Raw genomic sequence first — 17,001 nt, forward strand, 5'->3', positions numbered from 1 at the left:
TTCCAAACCAAAAAAACGATCACAACAGATCGTTTTTTTGATAGTCTTTCTATAAAATCGACGGGCTGTCGCCTGCCTCAACTTGCCAGAGCTTTTCAAAAAAAGGCTGCCCCTTCACCAAGTTCTCACAAAGTTGAAGGTGCTTTTCTGACCAGCCTTCCTTCATTTCTTCATATAACTCAAGCCACGCTACTTGAAAATCCATGTCCTGTATGCTCTCATATTTTTCCGGGGCCCATTCTGTATACCAATAACGGATTTCTGCGGTGTTTTTCGCCGTGAACAATTGATCCATTGCCATGAAGAGTAATTGTTTCAGCTGCCTTTCCTTTCTAGTCAAACCATTCATGAATAAGGGCGACGGCGATAAAATGTGATATTCTTTTTCAGATGTAGGTTTTTCAGTAAATGTGTAATCCAGGACATCGTGATTTTCAATCATGTCATAAACAATTTGCTCCTGGCGGGGAATAATTCTGCTTTTCCTGATGGGAATATGATAGCCTATCGTATCTACAGCCAGGATTCCATTTCCATCAGTTACGATAAAACAATAGTCAAGCTGAATTCGTTCATGATTTTTCCTAGCGTACGCTTTTTGATACACATCATTCAGCAGCGGCTTAGGCAATTCCGACAAGTCATTCTCTATGTAGTCGAACAATGTTGCAGACACTTTCAATAATGGGACTTGATCTAACAATTCGATCCCATCATCCTTCCTCCATTCGTGAAAATGGCAAATGTTATAGCCGTTTTCTTCTCCTTCAAACCAGTTAACCCATACATCATGAAGATATAGCATCATTCATCCCTCACTTAAACAAATTTCTGTTTGTCAATCAGTATAGGCAGGAACCATACAATTTATTCCTATTCCAAAAAACAGATTAATAAAAAAAGAACGTATGAATTCGTTCTTTATAAGAATTCTTCAGATCGGATGATGAAGGATTTTTTCACGGATAGTTTTTTGGATTTCCCCGCTAAATGAAAGCCACTGCAGTAACCAAGCATATGCGGATATCCTTTTTGGCCAAGCAGAAGGACATCATGAAGGGGGTCTGTGCGCTTTATCGAGTGCTTTTCTTCCAGATGCTTGCTCCAGAACTCTTGCAGTTTATCTTTCTGATATAACTTGGTCCATCCAGCTAAATATTTTGAACCTAAATATCTCTCGACCGTTCGTTCAGCGAGCCCTTCCATGATCATCGTATCAAGAAGCGTAAATTCCTTCTGATCCTTATCTAAATGATGCAACCGGCAGACATGATGATATTCATGAATCAGCACGGCCTCCATTTCCTTGTCATTTATGTCCATGTCATAAAAAAGAAACAGTTTATCTTCAAATGCCACCCCTGATTTCTTTTCATTCTTCTTTTTCCACATCACCGAAGACATCAGCGGAAAAATATAGATGGGTACATCCGGGCCTCCCCACATTTTCCTGTAAGCTGTAAAAAGATTTTGAGTTTTTTCCCACGCATCGTTTTCTTGTAAAAATTCCCAAGTGGCTTTCGTCCTTTGATTCGGAGAATACATGCCGTGCTTCAATAAATGCTGATAAATCACATCTCCATCAACCGTATTGCGGAACGTACCTTTTAGTCTTTCCATCATCTGGACCGGGCGGTTGAAATCCTTCTTCAGCCATTCGTCAGTCGAAATAATCCCCATTTTCCTGCACCCCGCTTTTTGACTATCTTATGATTCCAATAAGCGGTTGCCACATGTTCCCCCTTACATTTACGGCTGAATGAAAAAAGGGCAGATCTTAAAAGATCTGCCCTTCCAAACTTATTGATATTTCTTGAAAAGAATCGTTGCGTTATGTCCACCGAATCCAAGGGAATTACTGATGGCAGCATTTATTTCACCTTTCCTTGCTTCATTCGGGATATAGTCCAAATCACATTCAGGATCTGGCGTTACAATATTGATGGTTGGCGGCAGAATGCTGTCCCTGATCGCTTGAATCGTGAATATCGCCTCTACCCCGCCTGCTGCCCCTAGCATATGCCCCGTCATGGACTTAGTTGAGCTAATCGCAAGTTTATAGGCATGGTCGCCAAAGACTTCCTTGACTGCCATGGTTTCATATTTATCATTATATGGCGTACTTGTTCCGTGGGCATTCACATACTGAATGTCTTCCGGATTCAAGCCGGCATCATCAATCGCAATTTTCATCGCTCTTGCCCCGCCTTCCCCGCCAGGTGCCGGAGCCGTAATATGGTAGGCATCTCCTGTTGACCCATATCCCGCTATCTCGGCATAGATTTTTGCCCCTCTATTCAAGGCATGTTCCAGATCTTCCAGAACGATGATTCCGGCTCCTTCACCGATTACGAATCCATCTCGATTTGCATCGAATGGGCGGCTTGCCGTTTGAGGATCCGGATTAGTAGATAACGCTGTGTTTGCACAGAAGCCGGCAACCGACATCTTCGTGATTGGCGCTTCCGCCCCGCCTGTGATCATGACATCGGCGTCTCCCCGCTGGATGGCCTTAAATGCGTCACCAATGGAGTTCGTTCCGGTTGCACAGGCTGTTACTGTACATGAATTAATCCCTTTAGCTCCAAGCAGGATAGATACCTGGCCTGCTGCCATATCCGGTATCATCATTGGTACGAAGAATGGGCTGACACGCTTGTATCCTCTATTCAAGAAGTTTTCATGCTGTGTTTCCAAGGTCTCCAGCCCGCCGATGCCAGAACCGATCCAAACCCCTACACGTGCAGCATTTTCATCCGTTATTTCCAGCTTACTATCATTATAAGCCATTACGGATGCTGCAATAGCATAGTGCGTGAACCGATCCATTTTGCGCGCTTCTTTACGGTTAATATATGTCTCGATATCAAAGTCCTTAATTTCCGCGGCCACTTTAACGGGGTACTCATCAGCATTCAAGCGTGTTAACGGCCCTATACCCGATTTCCCCTCGACAATATTCTTCCAGCCTGTTTCTGCATCATTACCAACTGGAGAAATGGCTCCAATACCTGTTACTACTACACGACGATTAGTCATTCGAAATGGCTCCTTCCACTATTAAAAAGTTCGTTCGTTTACTTGTTCTTTCATTTACCCCATCTAAGGGCGATCGCTCCCCAAGTGAGTCCTCCGCCAAAACCGACCATGATGATCAGGTCATTGTCCTTGATTCTTCCTGCTTCCATTTCTTCCACAAGGGCAATCGGAATGGATGCCGAAGATGTATTTCCATATTTATGAACCGTTTTTGTCATTTTTTCAACCGGAAGCCCCAAGCGTTCCCTTGAAGCTTCCATAATGCGGATATTCGCTTGATGCGGCACAAGTAAGTCGACATCCTCTTTTGTCAAACCGGCTTTATCAAGTACATTCAGGCTGGATTCCCCCATTTGGCGCACGGCGAATTTGAACACTTCACGGCCATTCATGCTAAGGAATTCCCCTTCCTGCATTAAGTACTTCCCGCCAGATCCATCTGCCCCTAATTCAAAGGAAAGGATCCCTTTACCTTCTGATACCGGTCCAACCACAGCTGCGCCTGCACCATCACCAAAGAGAACGGCCGTATTACGGTCTTCCCAGTCGGTGATTTTCGAAAGCTTCTCGACCCCTACGATCAGCACATGCTTATATGCACCTGTTTGAATGAATTGCTGTGCCGTAATCATTGCATACATAAAGCCCGCACATGCAGCGCTTAGGTCCATGGCAGCTGCCTTTTTCGCACCTAATTTCTCTTGGATCATACAAGCGACGGTAGGGAACGATTGATCCGGCGTCACTGTAGCTACAAGAATCAAATCTATGTCTTCAGCCGAAATTTCTGCATTTTCCAATGCAGCCTTTGCCGCTTCGTAAGCCATATCAGAAGTATTTATATCATCATTGGCAATTCTTCTTTCCTCGATACCCGTTCTTGTCCGTATCCACTCGTCAGAAGTGTCCACCATTTTTTCCAGATCCGCATTTGTTAAGATTTTTTCGGGTAAGTAGCGGCCAAGCCCTAATATCCCAGCGTTCATATTGCCATCCCCTTATATTTAATGAGTTATTATAAGCATCTATTATTACCTGGTACTAATTTTATATAAAAAATCACTTCCTTGCAAGAGCTAACAGTTTGAAAGTATAAAAGAAACTGTTTACGCGCTCGGTAATGAGCCTATTCCAAGGCGATTCGGGGACATACATTATTAATGGCTCTTTTCGCAACAATTGTTGTGTTTTTAAAAAGAAAACCATTTCAGGTTGATTGAAGCACAAGCGCGGGACTCTGCGGGAGCAGTTGGATTAGCGAGGAGAAACCAATCTTACCGCGTTACATGGTGAACACCAACAAAGAAGGCGAAGCCAGACTTAATAATAAAAGCGGAAAGGGGGTAATGATCATGGATATCTTCAACCGCAGCAACCGCAAAACCGACAATGATCTTTTTTCGGATCTGATGTTCGGCACAAGGAAAGCAGAAGCGGATAATCAAGAAGGCGAATCCAGTATCGATTACATGAAGTTGATGGAGAACGTCGAAACTTTGATGGGCTTATACGGGCAATATAAGCCAGTCATCGAGAAACTGAATTTTAGTCCAATGATCGAAAAGTTCTTGAAAAAGGAATAAAAAAAGGCAGGCTGCCCGCATACGGACAGCCTGCCTTTTAATTAACGTTGGGCATCTTGCTTGCCAAGCTCATAGGCTTCTTGCATGACGCTTTTGAAAAGCTCCATGAAAGGCTCAGCCATCTCCATCGAGAAGGGGATACCGCTTGCTTCAAGTTTTGCTTTTGCCTCTGGGAAGTACTTCATTGCAATTCCCATGAATTCCAGTGTTTTGTCTGAACTCATTTCATTTCCTCCTCCCCATTGAAGATTCACCATTATTATCATAAATCGCCATGTCCCTTTCGTAAAGGGCGTAAATTGACTATCCGGAAGAAAAGTTCATGATAAGCTGTCCATCGACTTCCATGGTACTAAACAAAAAGGCGTGAAGCAAATTTACAGGCAGATCCTTTCCGGATTCGGAAATTTGTTTTTGCACTTCGTTACGCTTTTCTCCACTTTTTAAGTAAGCTTAATCGTTTATTATGTTTTCTTTGTAAGGCCACGCCTTCCTGCGGATCTGTTTTACATTCCACCTCAACGATGCTCCCTTTCTTGATTGAAAGCGTTGATGGGGCAAATGATGAAGCAATTTCTCCATCAAAAACATGCTTGGCACATTCATTCCAGTGATCGGCTATATTGCTCGATAATTGAATGCTCCTTTCGGAAGAAGAATTAAGTACCCCCTCCAAAGCATTCACGAAATCGGTAACGTAAAGGGCATCTCCCCTATATTCATTTGTGATGGCCGCTTCAATAACAGACGGTCCTCTTTGATTGATTCCAGCTTCAAAGCTCATTCCTTCCGATTGCCAAGGTCCATAAACCGTTGGTAAATATAGAATTTTCGCAGAATCTATGCCTTCAATCGAGGATATTATGGATTGAAACACCCTCTCTTCTTCGACTGGCATGAAAAGAACGATATTTGGCGTTTCACTCAAGCCATTCTTTTTGCATTTCTCAATGAACGAAACGATTTCACTTAACAGCCATTCAGTTTTATCTGATTTCCCGTTATGAATATCGTAACAAGATATGAACACGGTGTCCTGACGTGAAATATCCAATATCTTAAGTTTTTTAACCGGAAAATAAATGTAGTTGGCACTTCTGCCTATTTCAAGTTCCTTTTCTTCCATAATATATGGGCTATCCTCTTTATCAGCCCAATCTATCCCGATAACCTCTTCACCTTGGTTCAAAAAATATTGGGTCACATAGAAACCTATGAATTGATAAGCGCCTATCACAATGTATGTTTGCATCAATACAGCCTCCTCTTATGCCATCAAGCCTGCTTCATCCGGCACTCCTGGTTTTTTTAGATGCTGTATCGTATGCAAACCATTGTGGAAATATATCCAAACTCATAAAGACTCTTCATTTTCATTAAAAAATTTTTGGATTTGATAAGGGATTTTATAACGTTTTTCAGGCAGTAAATATGTCAACTGCAGATCAGCCTTCCTGGCCAGCTGAATTTGTCTGTAAAGGGAAGCTTGCTCTTTCCGCATGCTGCCGAAAACTTGAATCACCTTCATTGGTATTTTCTCCGCAATTACCGGCTCTTCGGATTCCAAAATATAGTTCTCACATTCTGCTGGTTCGAGCTCATATGCAGCCGCCACCTCAGCCAGCCATTTTTTATAAAAAAATTTATTTTCCTTCTCCTTCCCAAGCTGGGCTTTCAAGGAGAAAATCGGATCGATCAATACGACAGATCGGATATTGCTGCCAAGTTCATTCATTAGCTTCAGGGCGAGGAGAGTGCCTGCCCCCTCTGCCAATACATGAATCCTTTTATTGGCTATTTCCTTTTTCATGAAGAGAATATATAAGTTAAGGGAAAGGTCCGTTGCTTTTGGGCTGCCCCAGTTGGCTCCATATAAATTGGATGAAAATAACGTGTACCCATAACTCTTGAGGTATTCCAAAATTTGCAGCCTGCCTGGATGCTGAAGCCAAAAGCTGCTGTCTTTTTCGACAAAATGACTGCGGTCTCCAATTACCAGTACGGAAAAACCACTGGGCCGCTCTGGATAATAGATGATATTCCATTGATCGTCAATTTGAAAAGTTCGTTGTTCCATCGGTCAAACTCCTTTAAGGAATATTACTACTACAATATTAATTTATGACGAAATATAGAAAGGGTCAGTGGAAACGCCTAACTTCCTAGCTTAAATTAAACAAGCAGGGATGATTTTTCACCCATGGACCGTAATGATTTCCGTGCTGGCCTTTAATATCGCCTCTTTTGGGCTGGGACGTCCCTCTCGGTGAATGGATTCAATTATTTGAAGGGTATTATTAAAAACCCGTTTTAACTGCATATTAATTATGGTAAGATAAAAAATGAATGTAGTGGAATGAGGTGAAATTCGATGCGTTATGCTTGGACAATTTTTTGGACATTCTTATTAGTGCATATGACTGTATATGTTGTTTCTTCCATGATGGGAGTTTCATACGATGCTGCACAGGGATCGATTTTAGGAATAGCAGCTTCCATCCTGATTTTGATCATCCCTTCTATTTTGCCTGCTGGGCCAACTGAAGACTCCCAACAGCATTAAGAAGCAAAAGAGGACATCCTTTTTCGATGTCCTTTTTGTTATACCGTCTTTTTCTTTCCATTAAACTGAATTTCCTATATTTCAGGGAGAACCAATTCATCATCATCGAAATCGACTGTAATCCCAGCTGTTTGACCGTCAATCCCGGCTATGATTTTTCGGGCGATTTTTGTTTCCAGATGCTTTTGGATGAATCGTTTCAACGGCCTTGCACCATATACGGGATCATAGCCTTGTTCAGCTATGAATTCCTTGGCGGCTTCAGTGACAGTCAGCTGAATATTTTGCTCCGTTAACCTCACTTGTAATTGCTGAACCATTTTTTCAACGATTTCAACGATTTCCTGTTTTGTAAGAGGTTTGAATAAAACGATGTCATCTACGCGATTCAAAAATTCCGGCCGGAAATGTCCTCTTAATTCTTTGAACACTTGATCTTTTATTTCTTCTTCGATGCCGCCATCATCCCTGTTGGATTGCAACAAGAAATGGGACCCGATATTTGAAGTCATGATGATCACCGTATTTTTACAGTTGATGGTTCTGCCTTGGGAGTCGGTAATCCTTCCATCATCGAGCAGTTGCAGCAAAATATTGAAGACCTCTGGGTGTGCCTTTTCAATTTCGTCCAATAAGACTACAGAGTACGGATTTCTCCTGATAGCCTCCGTTAACTGACCACCTTCCTCAAAGCCGACATACCCAGGAGGGGCGCCGACGAGACGGGAAACGGAATGTTTCTCCATATATTCCGACATATCGATTCGAATCATATGTTCTTCACTATCAAATAATGTTTCTGCAAGTGCTTTCACCAGTTCGGTTTTTCCCACACCGGTCGGTCCGAGGAAAATGAACGAACCAATCGGCCTGTTTGGATCCTTGATCCCAGCCCTTGCCCTTAGAACTGCGTCAGAAACTAGGTCAACCGCTTCCCCTTGGCCAATGACACGTTCATGGAGGATATCGGATAGACGAAGCAACTTCTCCCGTTCACTTTCCACCAGCTTGCTAATAGGAATTCCAGTCCATCTCGCCACGATCGAAGCAATTTCTTCTTCCGTCACCTCTTGGCGAAGCAATCGAGAATCCTGTTTTTCTTGTTCCAGCTCATTTTCCATCGCTTCCAATTCTTTTTGAAGCTCGGGAATCCTTCCGTGCCGGAGCTCTGCCGCCCGATTAAGGTCATAGTCATTCTCTGCCTGCTCCAACTCATGACGCAGCTTCTCAAGCTCTTCACGTTGGTCCTGCACCTTTTGCAGTGCCGACTTCTCCATCTGCCACTTGGATTTCATTCCATTGGCCCGATCCTGAAGTTCTGAAAGTTCTTTTTGCAGCACCTCCAGCCTTGCTTTACTCTGAGGATCCTCTTCATTCTTCAAGGCCGCTTCTTCAATCTCAAGCTGCATGATCTTTCTCGTGATTTCATCCAACTCCGATGGCATTGAATCGATTTCCATCCGGATCATTGCACAAGCTTCATCCACAAGATCAATCGCCTTGTCCGGCAAGAATCGCTCCGTTATATATCGGTTTGAAAGGACTGAGGCTGCGACGATCGCCCGATCATGAATCCTGACGCCGTGGTGAATTTCAAACCGTTCCTTCAGCCCCCGCAAGATTGAAATCGTATCTTCCACATCTGGCTCTGGCACAAGTACCTGCTGGAAACGCCGCTCCAGAGCTGGGTCCTTTTCGATATATTTTCGATATTCATCCAGCGTTGTTGCCCCGATGCAATGAAGCTCTCCCCTGGCAAGCATGGGCTTAAGCATATTCCCGGCATCCAATGCCCCATCCGTTCTGCCTGCGCCGACGATCGTATGCAATTCATCAATGAACAACAAGATTTTACCGTCACTTTTCTTAATCTCATTCAATACGGCTTTTAAACGTTCCTCAAATTCACCGCGGAATTTTGCACCGGCGACAAGCGCACTCATGTCCAGTGAAAAAACGGTCTTGTCCTTCAATCCTTCAGGTACATCCTTCCTGACAATTCTTTGGGCCAGCCCTTCGACAATCGCGGTTTTCCCTACCCCTGGTTCACCAATCAATACGGGATTGTTTTTTGTTTTACGTGAAAGGATCCGGATGACGTTCCGGATTTCCGAATCACGTCCGATGACAGGATCGACCTTCCCCGTTTTAACTTCGGCGACGAGATCTCTGCCGTATTTTTTTAATACTTCATATGTGCTTTCAGGATTTTGACTAGTCACTCGCTGATTCCCCCTTACATCCTGTATGATCCTTTTTGCTTTATCGTAATCCATTCCAAATGATGAAAAAAGCTTGTTTACATTCGCGTTCCTGCCTTTCAATGATGCAAGCAGAATATGTTCGACAGATAAATATTCATCCTCCCACACCTTCATTTCCTTTTCAGCGGCTGTCACAATTTGCTGCAGTGAAGGTGACATGTAAATCTGGGAACCACCCCCGCTCACTTCCGGCAAACGATTGAGTTCCTTATCCAGCTCCAACTCAAATTGATCCAGCGATTTATCGGATTCAGATAAAATCCTGACCAATAAGCTATCATCCTGCTCCAGTAGATTCTTCAATAAATGCAGCTCCGTCAGCTCCGGATTCCCCATTTGGCTTGCTAGCTCTTGTCCGCCGATGAATGCTTGCTGGGTTCTTTCGGTCATTCTATTCATATCCATCCTAATAACCTCCCCCTTTTACATGAACGATTTTAGTTTGACCAACTTTGACCTTTATATTTTTATTATACTTCTAATTTTCCCCATGTAAAGAAAAGTTAACTTGAATCTACAATGTACGTTAAGAAAAAGGCAAAAACCTTTCCTCATGACGAAGAAAGGTCAAACTGTTGACAAACTTGACGATCGAGTTTGGTTACTATTTTATGGCTTGTACAATTTGGACGTTGCCTTCCTCTCCGGGCACTCGCATTTCCCCAGTAGTCTCGTACCCTCCGTTCCAATCAACTTTGTTTTACCTTCCAGATAGAACTTTTTTGACTAAATACATTTTTTTCAAAATAGACGTAGTCAAACTTGTTGTGATGAGGATACTTTCTAAACATGATTTTATTCCGCGAGACCATTTGAGATGTTGAATTCCAGCGTGAACATCGCAAGTTGTCTACCGAATTTCTTAATAACCAATCCTATTCCCTTCAACAACACGCCTTACGCGGTTTTCAAGGTAACCGATTTTATCGATTTCTATCTTGACCACATCACCATCTTTCAGGAACACTTGCGGGCTGCGTGCAAATCCCACTCCTCCGGGTGTTCCAGTTAGCACGATGTCCCCTGGCTCGAGTGTCATTAAGTTGGATAAAAATTCAACCAAATACTTCACATTGAACACGAAGTTGGAGGTATTGGTATTTTGCCGTTCTTCTCCATTCACTGTCAATCGAACATTTAGGCCGGATGGATTGGGCAGCTCGTCGGAAGTGACTAACCAAGGGCCCATCGGAGCGCTTCCTTCCACCGTTTTCCCTTGAAGCCATTCAATTGTACGGCGCTGGATGTCGCGATACGTAACATCATTGGCAATGGTATAACCCGCTACATAATCAAGAGCATCTTCTTGTGACACATGACGTGTCCTTTGTCCGACGACAAAAGCGAATTCGGCTTCATAATCAAGCTGTTCCGAGATTGGGAAGAAGGGAATGTCGTCTTGTGGCCCGATCACTGCATTGGTGAACTTGGCGAATATAACCGGGAACTGCGGCAATTCGCGACCCATTTCAGCAATATGCTCACGATAGTTTTGACCTACACATATGATTTTTCCTGGATTTTGGACAGGTGCCTCAAGCTTTACATCCTCAATGGCATGTATCAATGTATGTCTGAACGACTTACGATTATCGATAGCATAGTCAGCAGCCTTCTTGGCTAAGACGAGGCTTTCCTTCCCACCCTGTAAAAAATCGACCATCACTGCGGGGACATACGCGTTTGCAATTTGTTCACTGCGCAGTTTTCCTTCACTTTCAAGAAGTGCTTGATAAGCATAGTTCAAGTCCACTATTTCATCATTCGGGTAAAGTGCTCCAATCCGCTTATATCCTTCCTTACTGAAAGTCACTAATTTCATATTCTCTTCTCCTTTACTAATCTACTTTTATCAGAAACATTCCGCTCCGCTCTTTATGTATAAAAGATGAAATATTCGAACATTCAAACATTTTCTATTTCATTATAAAACTCCCATAATCACATGGCAAATGGATGAGGCGAGAATCTTAAGTCTATCAATCTTTTCAATCAATATTAAAGGTGGTCAGGGAAACACGCACTTGTAAAACAAGGAAAAGGAGATTTACAGCTCCTTTTCCTTGTTTTGGTTTTTTTTAAGGCTTGCGCTGATAAGTCCATATCCGGTTATGGTTGGAATTTTCAGGGAATTCATCTCCTGCCTCAAGCTTTACCATTCGGATTAACGACCGTACTGCCCGTTTCGCCGATCTCTACGTAGGTCCCATTATTAGGTGCCTTCTGCCCTGGCTTGAATTGACGATTTTGCCCCATAGATTTCACCCCTTTACATGCTTTCCTTGTTATTATTGCCAAGTTCTTTTCTTTCATGTCAAAAAAAAGAAGGAATGAAGGACATGAAGGTGATCCGTATAAAAAAAGGCGTCCTCTTGTGAGCGGACGCCTCCTTAATTAAGACAATAAATCCACTAAAACCGCCTTCTGGGCATGGAGACGATTTCCAGCCTGATGGAAAACGACGGAATTAGGTCCATCAATGACTTCACCCGTTACTTCCTCTCCCCTATGGGCAGGAAGGCAATGCATGAATAAATAATCCTCCTTAGCGTGTTTGACCAGTTCATTGTTGATTTGATATTCCTTGAACGCTTCCAAGCGAATTCCATTTTCGATTTCCTGTCCCATGGAAGTCCATACATCGGAATAGACAATGTCCGCATCCTGAATCGCTTCCTGTGCTGATGTTGTCACAACAATGGTGCTTCCTGTAATTTTCGCTACTTTTTGGGCATAGGCAACCACTTTTTCATCAGGCTTGTAGTCATCTGGACATCCTAAGGAAAAGTCCACCCCCATTTTTGCACAGCCGACCATCAAGGAATTGGCGACGTTATTGCCATCTCCGATATAACTCATCTTCAAGCCTTTTAGCTCCCCTTTAATCTCGATGATCGTCAAGAAATCAGCCAGCACCTGACACGGATGGGCAAGGTCCGTCAGTCCATTGATGACTGGAATTGAAGCATTCTCAGCCAATTCGAGGATTTTTTCATGCTCGAAGGTACGAATCATTATGCCATCAATATATTCCGAAAGGACCTTTGCCGTATCGGAAATGGACTCACCACGGCCTATCTGCAGATCATTCCCGCTTAAAAACAAAGCATGCCCGCCTAGCTGCATCATGCCCACTTCGAAAGATACACGGGTTCTGGTCGACGATTTTTCGAAAATCATCCCAAGTGTCTTTCCTTTTAAAGGAGTATATTCCTCTCCAGCCAGTAACTTCCTCTTAATCTCCTGAGCCAGCTTTAACAGATCCGCTATGGCTGAGGGTGCAGATTCTTTCATTGACAAAAAATCTTTTCCATTTAAAATCTTCTTCTGTTCCGTCACGATAATTGAACTCATACATGCGACACCCCTTTCGAATATGTTATTAGCCATTCCTGAAGTGAGGTAACCTCCAGCTCCGCATTACCTGCTGATTTCAGATATGCCTTGAAGGTCTCTTCTTCCGTAAATGCAAGCAACCGGTATTTTGCGGCCAGCAGTCTTAGCCTTTTATCTTCTGCTGTTGTTCCATATGCCAAAACAATCGCGGCATTCCCATCTTTCAGCCATTTTTCAAATTCCGAATCACATAAGGTCAAACCTGCCTCTTGAATGTGCGTACGTATTTCTTCACTTAGCTGGACTGATTGAGATTGGTAAACTCCTGTAGCAGGTTGGGCCTTTTGAGCATGAAATACTTTTGCCAAAGCTTCTTTTACTGTTTTACCGACCGCAATACCCTCACCTGTCGACTTCATTTCCGGCCCTACCTTGGAATCAAGTCCGCTTAAGGCAAATGTTGAGAAAACTGGGTATTTGACGACTTTGTACGGAATGTCTTCCATTAATCCCGTCTTTTCGAACACATCCGACAATAAATATTTCCCGAGCAATATTTTTGTCGCGACTTGCACTAAGGATACATCAGTGACTTTACTGATGATCGGAATTGTCCTGCTGGCGCGTGGATTTACTTCCAATACATATACGCTTTTTCCTTCAATCAAAAATTGGATGTTCATGAGTCCTTTATAACCTAGCTCTGTTACCAGCCTTTGAGCATAAAGGGCCATCTTAGCTTTCATATCATCACTTAAGGTTTGGGCCGGCAATAATGCCATGCTATCTCCTGAATGGACGCCTGCCTTTTCTACATGTTCGGCAATGATTGGAATATATAGGTCCACCCCGTCCGCAATCAAATCGATTTCCGCTTCTTTACCTGGAATATAGGAATCGATCAGCACTGGGTAAACGAGTGCTGCCCCATTTTCCAGTCTTTGAATCAACCCCTCCCTCGTACGAATGATTTCCATGCCCTGACCGCCAATGACATAGGACGGACGCAGAAGGATTGGAAAGCCGATTGCCTCGGAACACTCGAGTAACTGCCGTTCATCATTCGCCATAGCTCCTGGTACATGCGGAATCTCCAATTTTTGCAGGAGTTGATAAAAGCGATCGCGATCCTCCAATTGATCAAGGGTATCGAAGGTGGTGCCCAACAAATTCACACCGTAATCCTCAAGGCCCTTCGCCAAATTTATCGCGGTCTGCCCGCCGAATTGGACGATGACGTCTTCGATATCTTCCGATTCAATTACGTTCAATACATACTCCAATGTTAAGGGCTCGAAGTAGAGGCGATCTGCGGTGGCAAAGTCGGTACTTACCGTTTCCGGATTATTATTGATCATGATTGTTTCAACATTTTCATCCTGGAGTGCGTAAACTCCATGCACGGAACAATAATCGAATTCAATTCCCTGTCCGATCCGGATAGGGCCGCTGCCAATCATCAATACCTTCCTTTTATTCGTTTTCTTCTGCTCATTTTCACCGAAATATGTCGAATAATGATAGTTCGTATGTGAGCTGAACTCTGCTGCACAAGTATCTACCGTTTTGTATACAGCAATAATGCCCAGCGCTTTTCGGTGGGCCCTCACTTCGATCTCACTTACATTCCAGGCGGACGCTAGGTAACGATCGGAGAATCCCTTTTCCTTCCATAGCTGCAGTTCTTCTTTAGTAACCGATTGAATTGATTTGGACGTGATTTCAGTTTCCTTTTCGATAAGCGAAGCGAAGGAATGAAGGAAAAAATAATCAATGATCGTCGCTTCGTGGATTTCTTCAACTGTCACACCTTTACGAAGCATCTCGAATATGACGAAAATTCGTTCGTCGGATTTTTCGGCAAGTTTTTTCCACAGTTCTGGAACGGATTTATCCCTCAACGATAAAAGCTGCAGGCCATTCGTTTTTAATTCCAATGAATCGATGGCTTTTTGAACCCCGGCCTCAAAGCTGCGGTGCAAAGCCATCACTTCACCAGTTGCTTTCATTTGTGTTCCCAATTTTCGGTTTGCGGAGGCGAATTTATCAAATGGCCACCTTGGGAACTTCACAGCTACATAGTCAAGGGCAGGCTCAAAGCTTGAATATGTACTTTTCGTTACAGGATTGATCAATTCAGATAAATGATAACCGACGGCGAGCTTTGCGGCGATGCGGGCAATGGGATATCCCGTTGCCTTGGAAGCCAGTGCCGAGGAACGGCTGACGCGCGGATTCACTTCTATTAAATAATATTGTTTGCTATTGGGATCAAGCGCAAATTGAATGTTACAGCCACCGATGATGCCTAATGCAGAAATGATCTTGATGGACGCGGCACGCAGCATTTGAAACTCATCATCCGATAAAGTTTGAGAAGGTGCCACGACGATGGAATCGCCTGTATGGATACCGACCGGATCGATATTTTCCATATTACAGATGGTGATGCACGTATTGTTGCCATCACGCATCACCTCATATTCGATTTCTTTATATCCGGCTATGCTTCTTTCAATCAAGCACTGTGTAATCGGGCTTTCTTGGAGTCCGCCCCGAACAAGTTCCTTGAATGATTCCAGGGAATCAGCAATCCCGCCACCTGTCCCGCCAAGTGTATAGGCAGGCCGAACGATAATCGGGAAACCGATTTTGCCTGCGAAGGCTAATGCTTCTTCCATCGTATGAACGATTGTACTATCCGGGACCGGCTCATCGATTTCGAGCATCAGCTCACGGAACAATTCACGATCTTCTCCCTTTTTGATCGAGTCAATCGGTGTACCCAATAGTTTCACATCATACTTCTTAAGCACACCTGCATCATCCAATTGATAGGCAAGGTTCAATCCTGTTTGCCCTCCTAATGTAGCGAGCAGGCCATCAGGCTTTTCCTTGGCAATGATTTTTTCAAGCACATCTACTGTCAAAGGTTCAAAGTAAACGGCATCGGCATTCATATCATCCGTCATGATCGTTGCCGGATTATTGTTCACAAGAATGACCTTATATCCTTCTTCTTTTAAGGCAAGGCAGGCTTGAGTACCCGCATAATCGAATTCGGCGGCCTGCCCGATGACAATCGGACCCGAACCGATCACTAAAATGGTCTGTATCATGTTGTCCTTAGGCATAGGCTTTTTCTCTCCCGCTATAGTCATTTATCATCTGTAAAAAATCTTTGAATAGTTCTGAGCTCTCGATTGGTCCTGGATTTGCCTCTGGATGGTACTGAGTAGTGAAAATCGGCAAATCTTCATGTATCAGGCCTTCGACTGTGCTATCATTCACATTCCTGAAGCGAACTTGGAGTTTTGAACCCTGCAAGCTTGGCTCATCCACTTCGTAGCTATGATTTTGAGAACTCATATACACCCTTTTCGTTTTCAAATCGACCACGGGCTGATTCGCACCGCGATGCCCGAACAGCATTTTTTTTGTATTACCCCCAAAAGCAAGGGCGGTTAATTGATGACCAAGGCAGATGCCCATTGTTGGAAATTGCGTAATGATCTTCTTTAAGTTCCCTAAAAGATATTCCAGCTGTTTTGGATCCCCAGGCCCATTTGAAAGCAAAATGCCGTCCGGCTGCAGTTCCTTGATTTGTTCGAAACCAGTATCGAAGGGTACGATTGAGACCCTGCAGCCTTGCTCAACCAATGAATTCAAAATGGATTTCTTATACCCGAAGTCCATCATCACTACATGCTTGTCACCTTCTCCAAAGCTTTTTACCACCTTTGTCGATACTCCGGCGACATGGGCTGTAATAACATCAGCACATGGTTTGACCGCGAATCCTTCTTTCGAGGTGATGACGGCCTGCATCGAGCCTTCCTGCCTGATATTTTTTACGACCGCCCTTGTATCAACATGGCTTAACAAAGGAATATCCCACTTGTCTAAATAATCACTAAGCGAATATTTTGCCTGGTAATGAGAATGGCTCATATTTCCTTCATAAACTATGACGCCGGCAACATGCGGCTTTTTGCTTTCAAAATCATGTTCATTGATCCCATAATTTCCAATGAGGGGATAGGTGAAAATGACAATTTGGTCCTTATAAGAAGGATCGGTCAAAACTTCTTGATATCCGGTCATTCCTGTAAAAAAGACGATTTCTCCGTTGGTCGTTTTTTCAGTCGGCTTAGTCAGCAGCTCCCCTTCAAAAACGGAACCATTCTCTAAATATAGATAGTTTTTCATATTCTTC

14 protein-coding genes and 1 pseudogene are annotated in these 17,001 nt (G+C 43.5%); 2 read left to right on the forward strand and 13 right to left on the reverse strand.

The features are described 5' to 3' along the window. Nucleotides 1-49: 49 nt before the first annotated feature. From QNI08_RS11515 to QNI08_RS11530, 4 genes are all read right to left on the reverse strand, one after another. A complete protein-coding gene (locus tag QNI08_RS11515; RefSeq protein WP_285767816.1) occupies nucleotides 50-805 on the reverse strand; it encodes a YjbA family protein in 756 nt (251 codons plus the stop codon). 116 nt (nucleotides 806-921) lie between these two features. After that, nucleotides 922-1,680, reverse strand: coding sequence for a DUF2268 domain-containing putative Zn-dependent protease (locus tag QNI08_RS11520; RefSeq protein ID WP_285767581.1), 759 nt, complete (start codon nucleotides 1,678-1,680; stop codon nucleotides 922-924). Nucleotides 1,681-1,800: 120 nt separating this feature from the next. Next, the gene (gene fabF, locus QNI08_RS11525) at nucleotides 1,801-3,039 is read right to left on the reverse strand and encodes a beta-ketoacyl-ACP synthase II (protein ID WP_285767582.1); all 1,239 of its coding nucleotides are present in this window, start codon (nucleotides 3,037-3,039) and stop codon (nucleotides 1,801-1,803) included. Nucleotides 3,040-3,089: 50 nt separating this feature from the next. Beyond that, a complete protein-coding gene (locus tag QNI08_RS11530) occupies nucleotides 3,090-4,025 on the reverse strand; it encodes a beta-ketoacyl-ACP synthase III (protein ID WP_285767583.1) in 936 nt (311 codons plus the stop codon). A gap of 366 nt (nucleotides 4,026-4,391) precedes the next feature. Between QNI08_RS11530 and QNI08_RS11535 the strand changes: the two genes are divergently transcribed. Further along, nucleotides 4,392-4,622: a hypothetical protein gene (locus QNI08_RS11535; protein ID WP_285767584.1), complete on the forward strand. Its 231-nt coding sequence runs from the start codon at nucleotides 4,392-4,394 to the stop codon at nucleotides 4,620-4,622. A 41-nt stretch (nucleotides 4,623-4,663) separates the two neighbouring features. Here the strand turns inward: QNI08_RS11535 and QNI08_RS11540 are convergent, their stop codons facing one another. The 3 genes from QNI08_RS11540 to QNI08_RS11550 all read right to left on the reverse strand — a co-directional run bounded on the left by QNI08_RS11540 (nucleotide 4,664) and on the right by QNI08_RS11550 (nucleotide 6,699). Next, on the reverse strand, nucleotides 4,664-4,846 hold the full coding sequence (locus QNI08_RS11540; RefSeq protein WP_034314525.1) for a ComZ family protein: 183 nt from the start codon (nucleotides 4,844-4,846) through the stop codon (nucleotides 4,664-4,666). Nucleotides 4,847-5,046: 200 nt separating this feature from the next. Continuing rightward, nucleotides 5,047-5,874: a Rossmann-fold NAD(P)-binding domain-containing protein gene (locus tag QNI08_RS11545; protein ID WP_285767585.1), complete on the reverse strand. Its 828-nt coding sequence runs from the start codon at nucleotides 5,872-5,874 to the stop codon at nucleotides 5,047-5,049. Between the two features lie 102 nt (nucleotides 5,875-5,976). Further along, the gene (locus QNI08_RS11550) at nucleotides 5,977-6,699 is read right to left on the reverse strand and encodes a hydrolase (protein WP_285767586.1); all 723 of its coding nucleotides are present in this window, start codon (nucleotides 6,697-6,699) and stop codon (nucleotides 5,977-5,979) included. Nucleotides 6,700-6,993: 294 nt separating this feature from the next. Here QNI08_RS11550 and QNI08_RS11555 point away from each other — a divergent pair, with 294 nt between their 5' ends. Continuing rightward, the gene (locus QNI08_RS11555) at nucleotides 6,994-7,185 is read left to right on the forward strand and encodes a YjzD family protein (RefSeq protein WP_285767587.1); all 192 of its coding nucleotides are present in this window, start codon (nucleotides 6,994-6,996) and stop codon (nucleotides 7,183-7,185) included. Between the two features lie 74 nt (nucleotides 7,186-7,259). Here QNI08_RS11555 and clpB read toward each other — a convergent pair whose 3' ends face one another. The 6 genes and pseudogenes from clpB to QNI08_RS11585 all read right to left on the reverse strand — a co-directional run bounded on the left by clpB (nucleotide 7,260) and on the right by QNI08_RS11585 (nucleotide 16,994). Continuing rightward, nucleotides 7,260-9,854 carry an ATP-dependent chaperone ClpB gene (gene clpB / locus QNI08_RS11560; protein WP_285767588.1) on the reverse strand — a complete coding sequence of 865 codons (2,595 nt, stop codon included), beginning with the start codon at nucleotides 9,852-9,854 and terminating at the stop codon, nucleotides 7,260-7,262. Nucleotides 9,855-10,311: 457 nt separating this feature from the next. Beyond that, on the reverse strand, nucleotides 10,312-11,271 hold the full coding sequence (locus QNI08_RS11565; protein WP_285767589.1) for a fumarylacetoacetate hydrolase family protein: 960 nt from the start codon (nucleotides 11,269-11,271) through the stop codon (nucleotides 10,312-10,314). Nucleotides 11,272-11,527: 256 nt separating this feature from the next. Next, nucleotides 11,528-11,705 (reverse strand): annotated as a pseudogene (locus tag QNI08_RS11570) (YjzC family protein). Nucleotides 11,706-11,843: 138 nt separating this feature from the next. Then, on the reverse strand, nucleotides 11,844-12,803 hold the full coding sequence (gene argF, locus QNI08_RS11575; protein WP_285767590.1) for an ornithine carbamoyltransferase: 960 nt from the start codon (nucleotides 12,801-12,803) through the stop codon (nucleotides 11,844-11,846). After that, nucleotides 12,800-15,919 (reverse strand): carbamoyl-phosphate synthase (glutamine-hydrolyzing) large subunit, encoded by a 3,120-nt coding sequence (locus QNI08_RS11580; RefSeq protein ID WP_285767591.1) that lies wholly within the window; start codon nucleotides 15,917-15,919, stop codon nucleotides 12,800-12,802. The genes argF and QNI08_RS11580 overlap by 4 nt, the downstream gene beginning before the upstream one ends. After that, on the reverse strand, nucleotides 15,912-16,994 hold the full coding sequence (locus QNI08_RS11585; RefSeq protein WP_285767592.1) for a carbamoyl phosphate synthase small subunit: 1,083 nt from the start codon (nucleotides 16,992-16,994) through the stop codon (nucleotides 15,912-15,914). The genes QNI08_RS11580 and QNI08_RS11585 overlap by 8 nt, the downstream gene beginning before the upstream one ends. Between the last annotated feature and the right edge of the window lie 7 nt (nucleotides 16,995-17,001).

The sequence above is a fragment of the Peribacillus folii genome (assembly GCF_030271255.1).
Taxonomy (GTDB): Bacteria; Bacillota; Bacilli; order Bacillales; family DSM-1321; genus Peribacillus.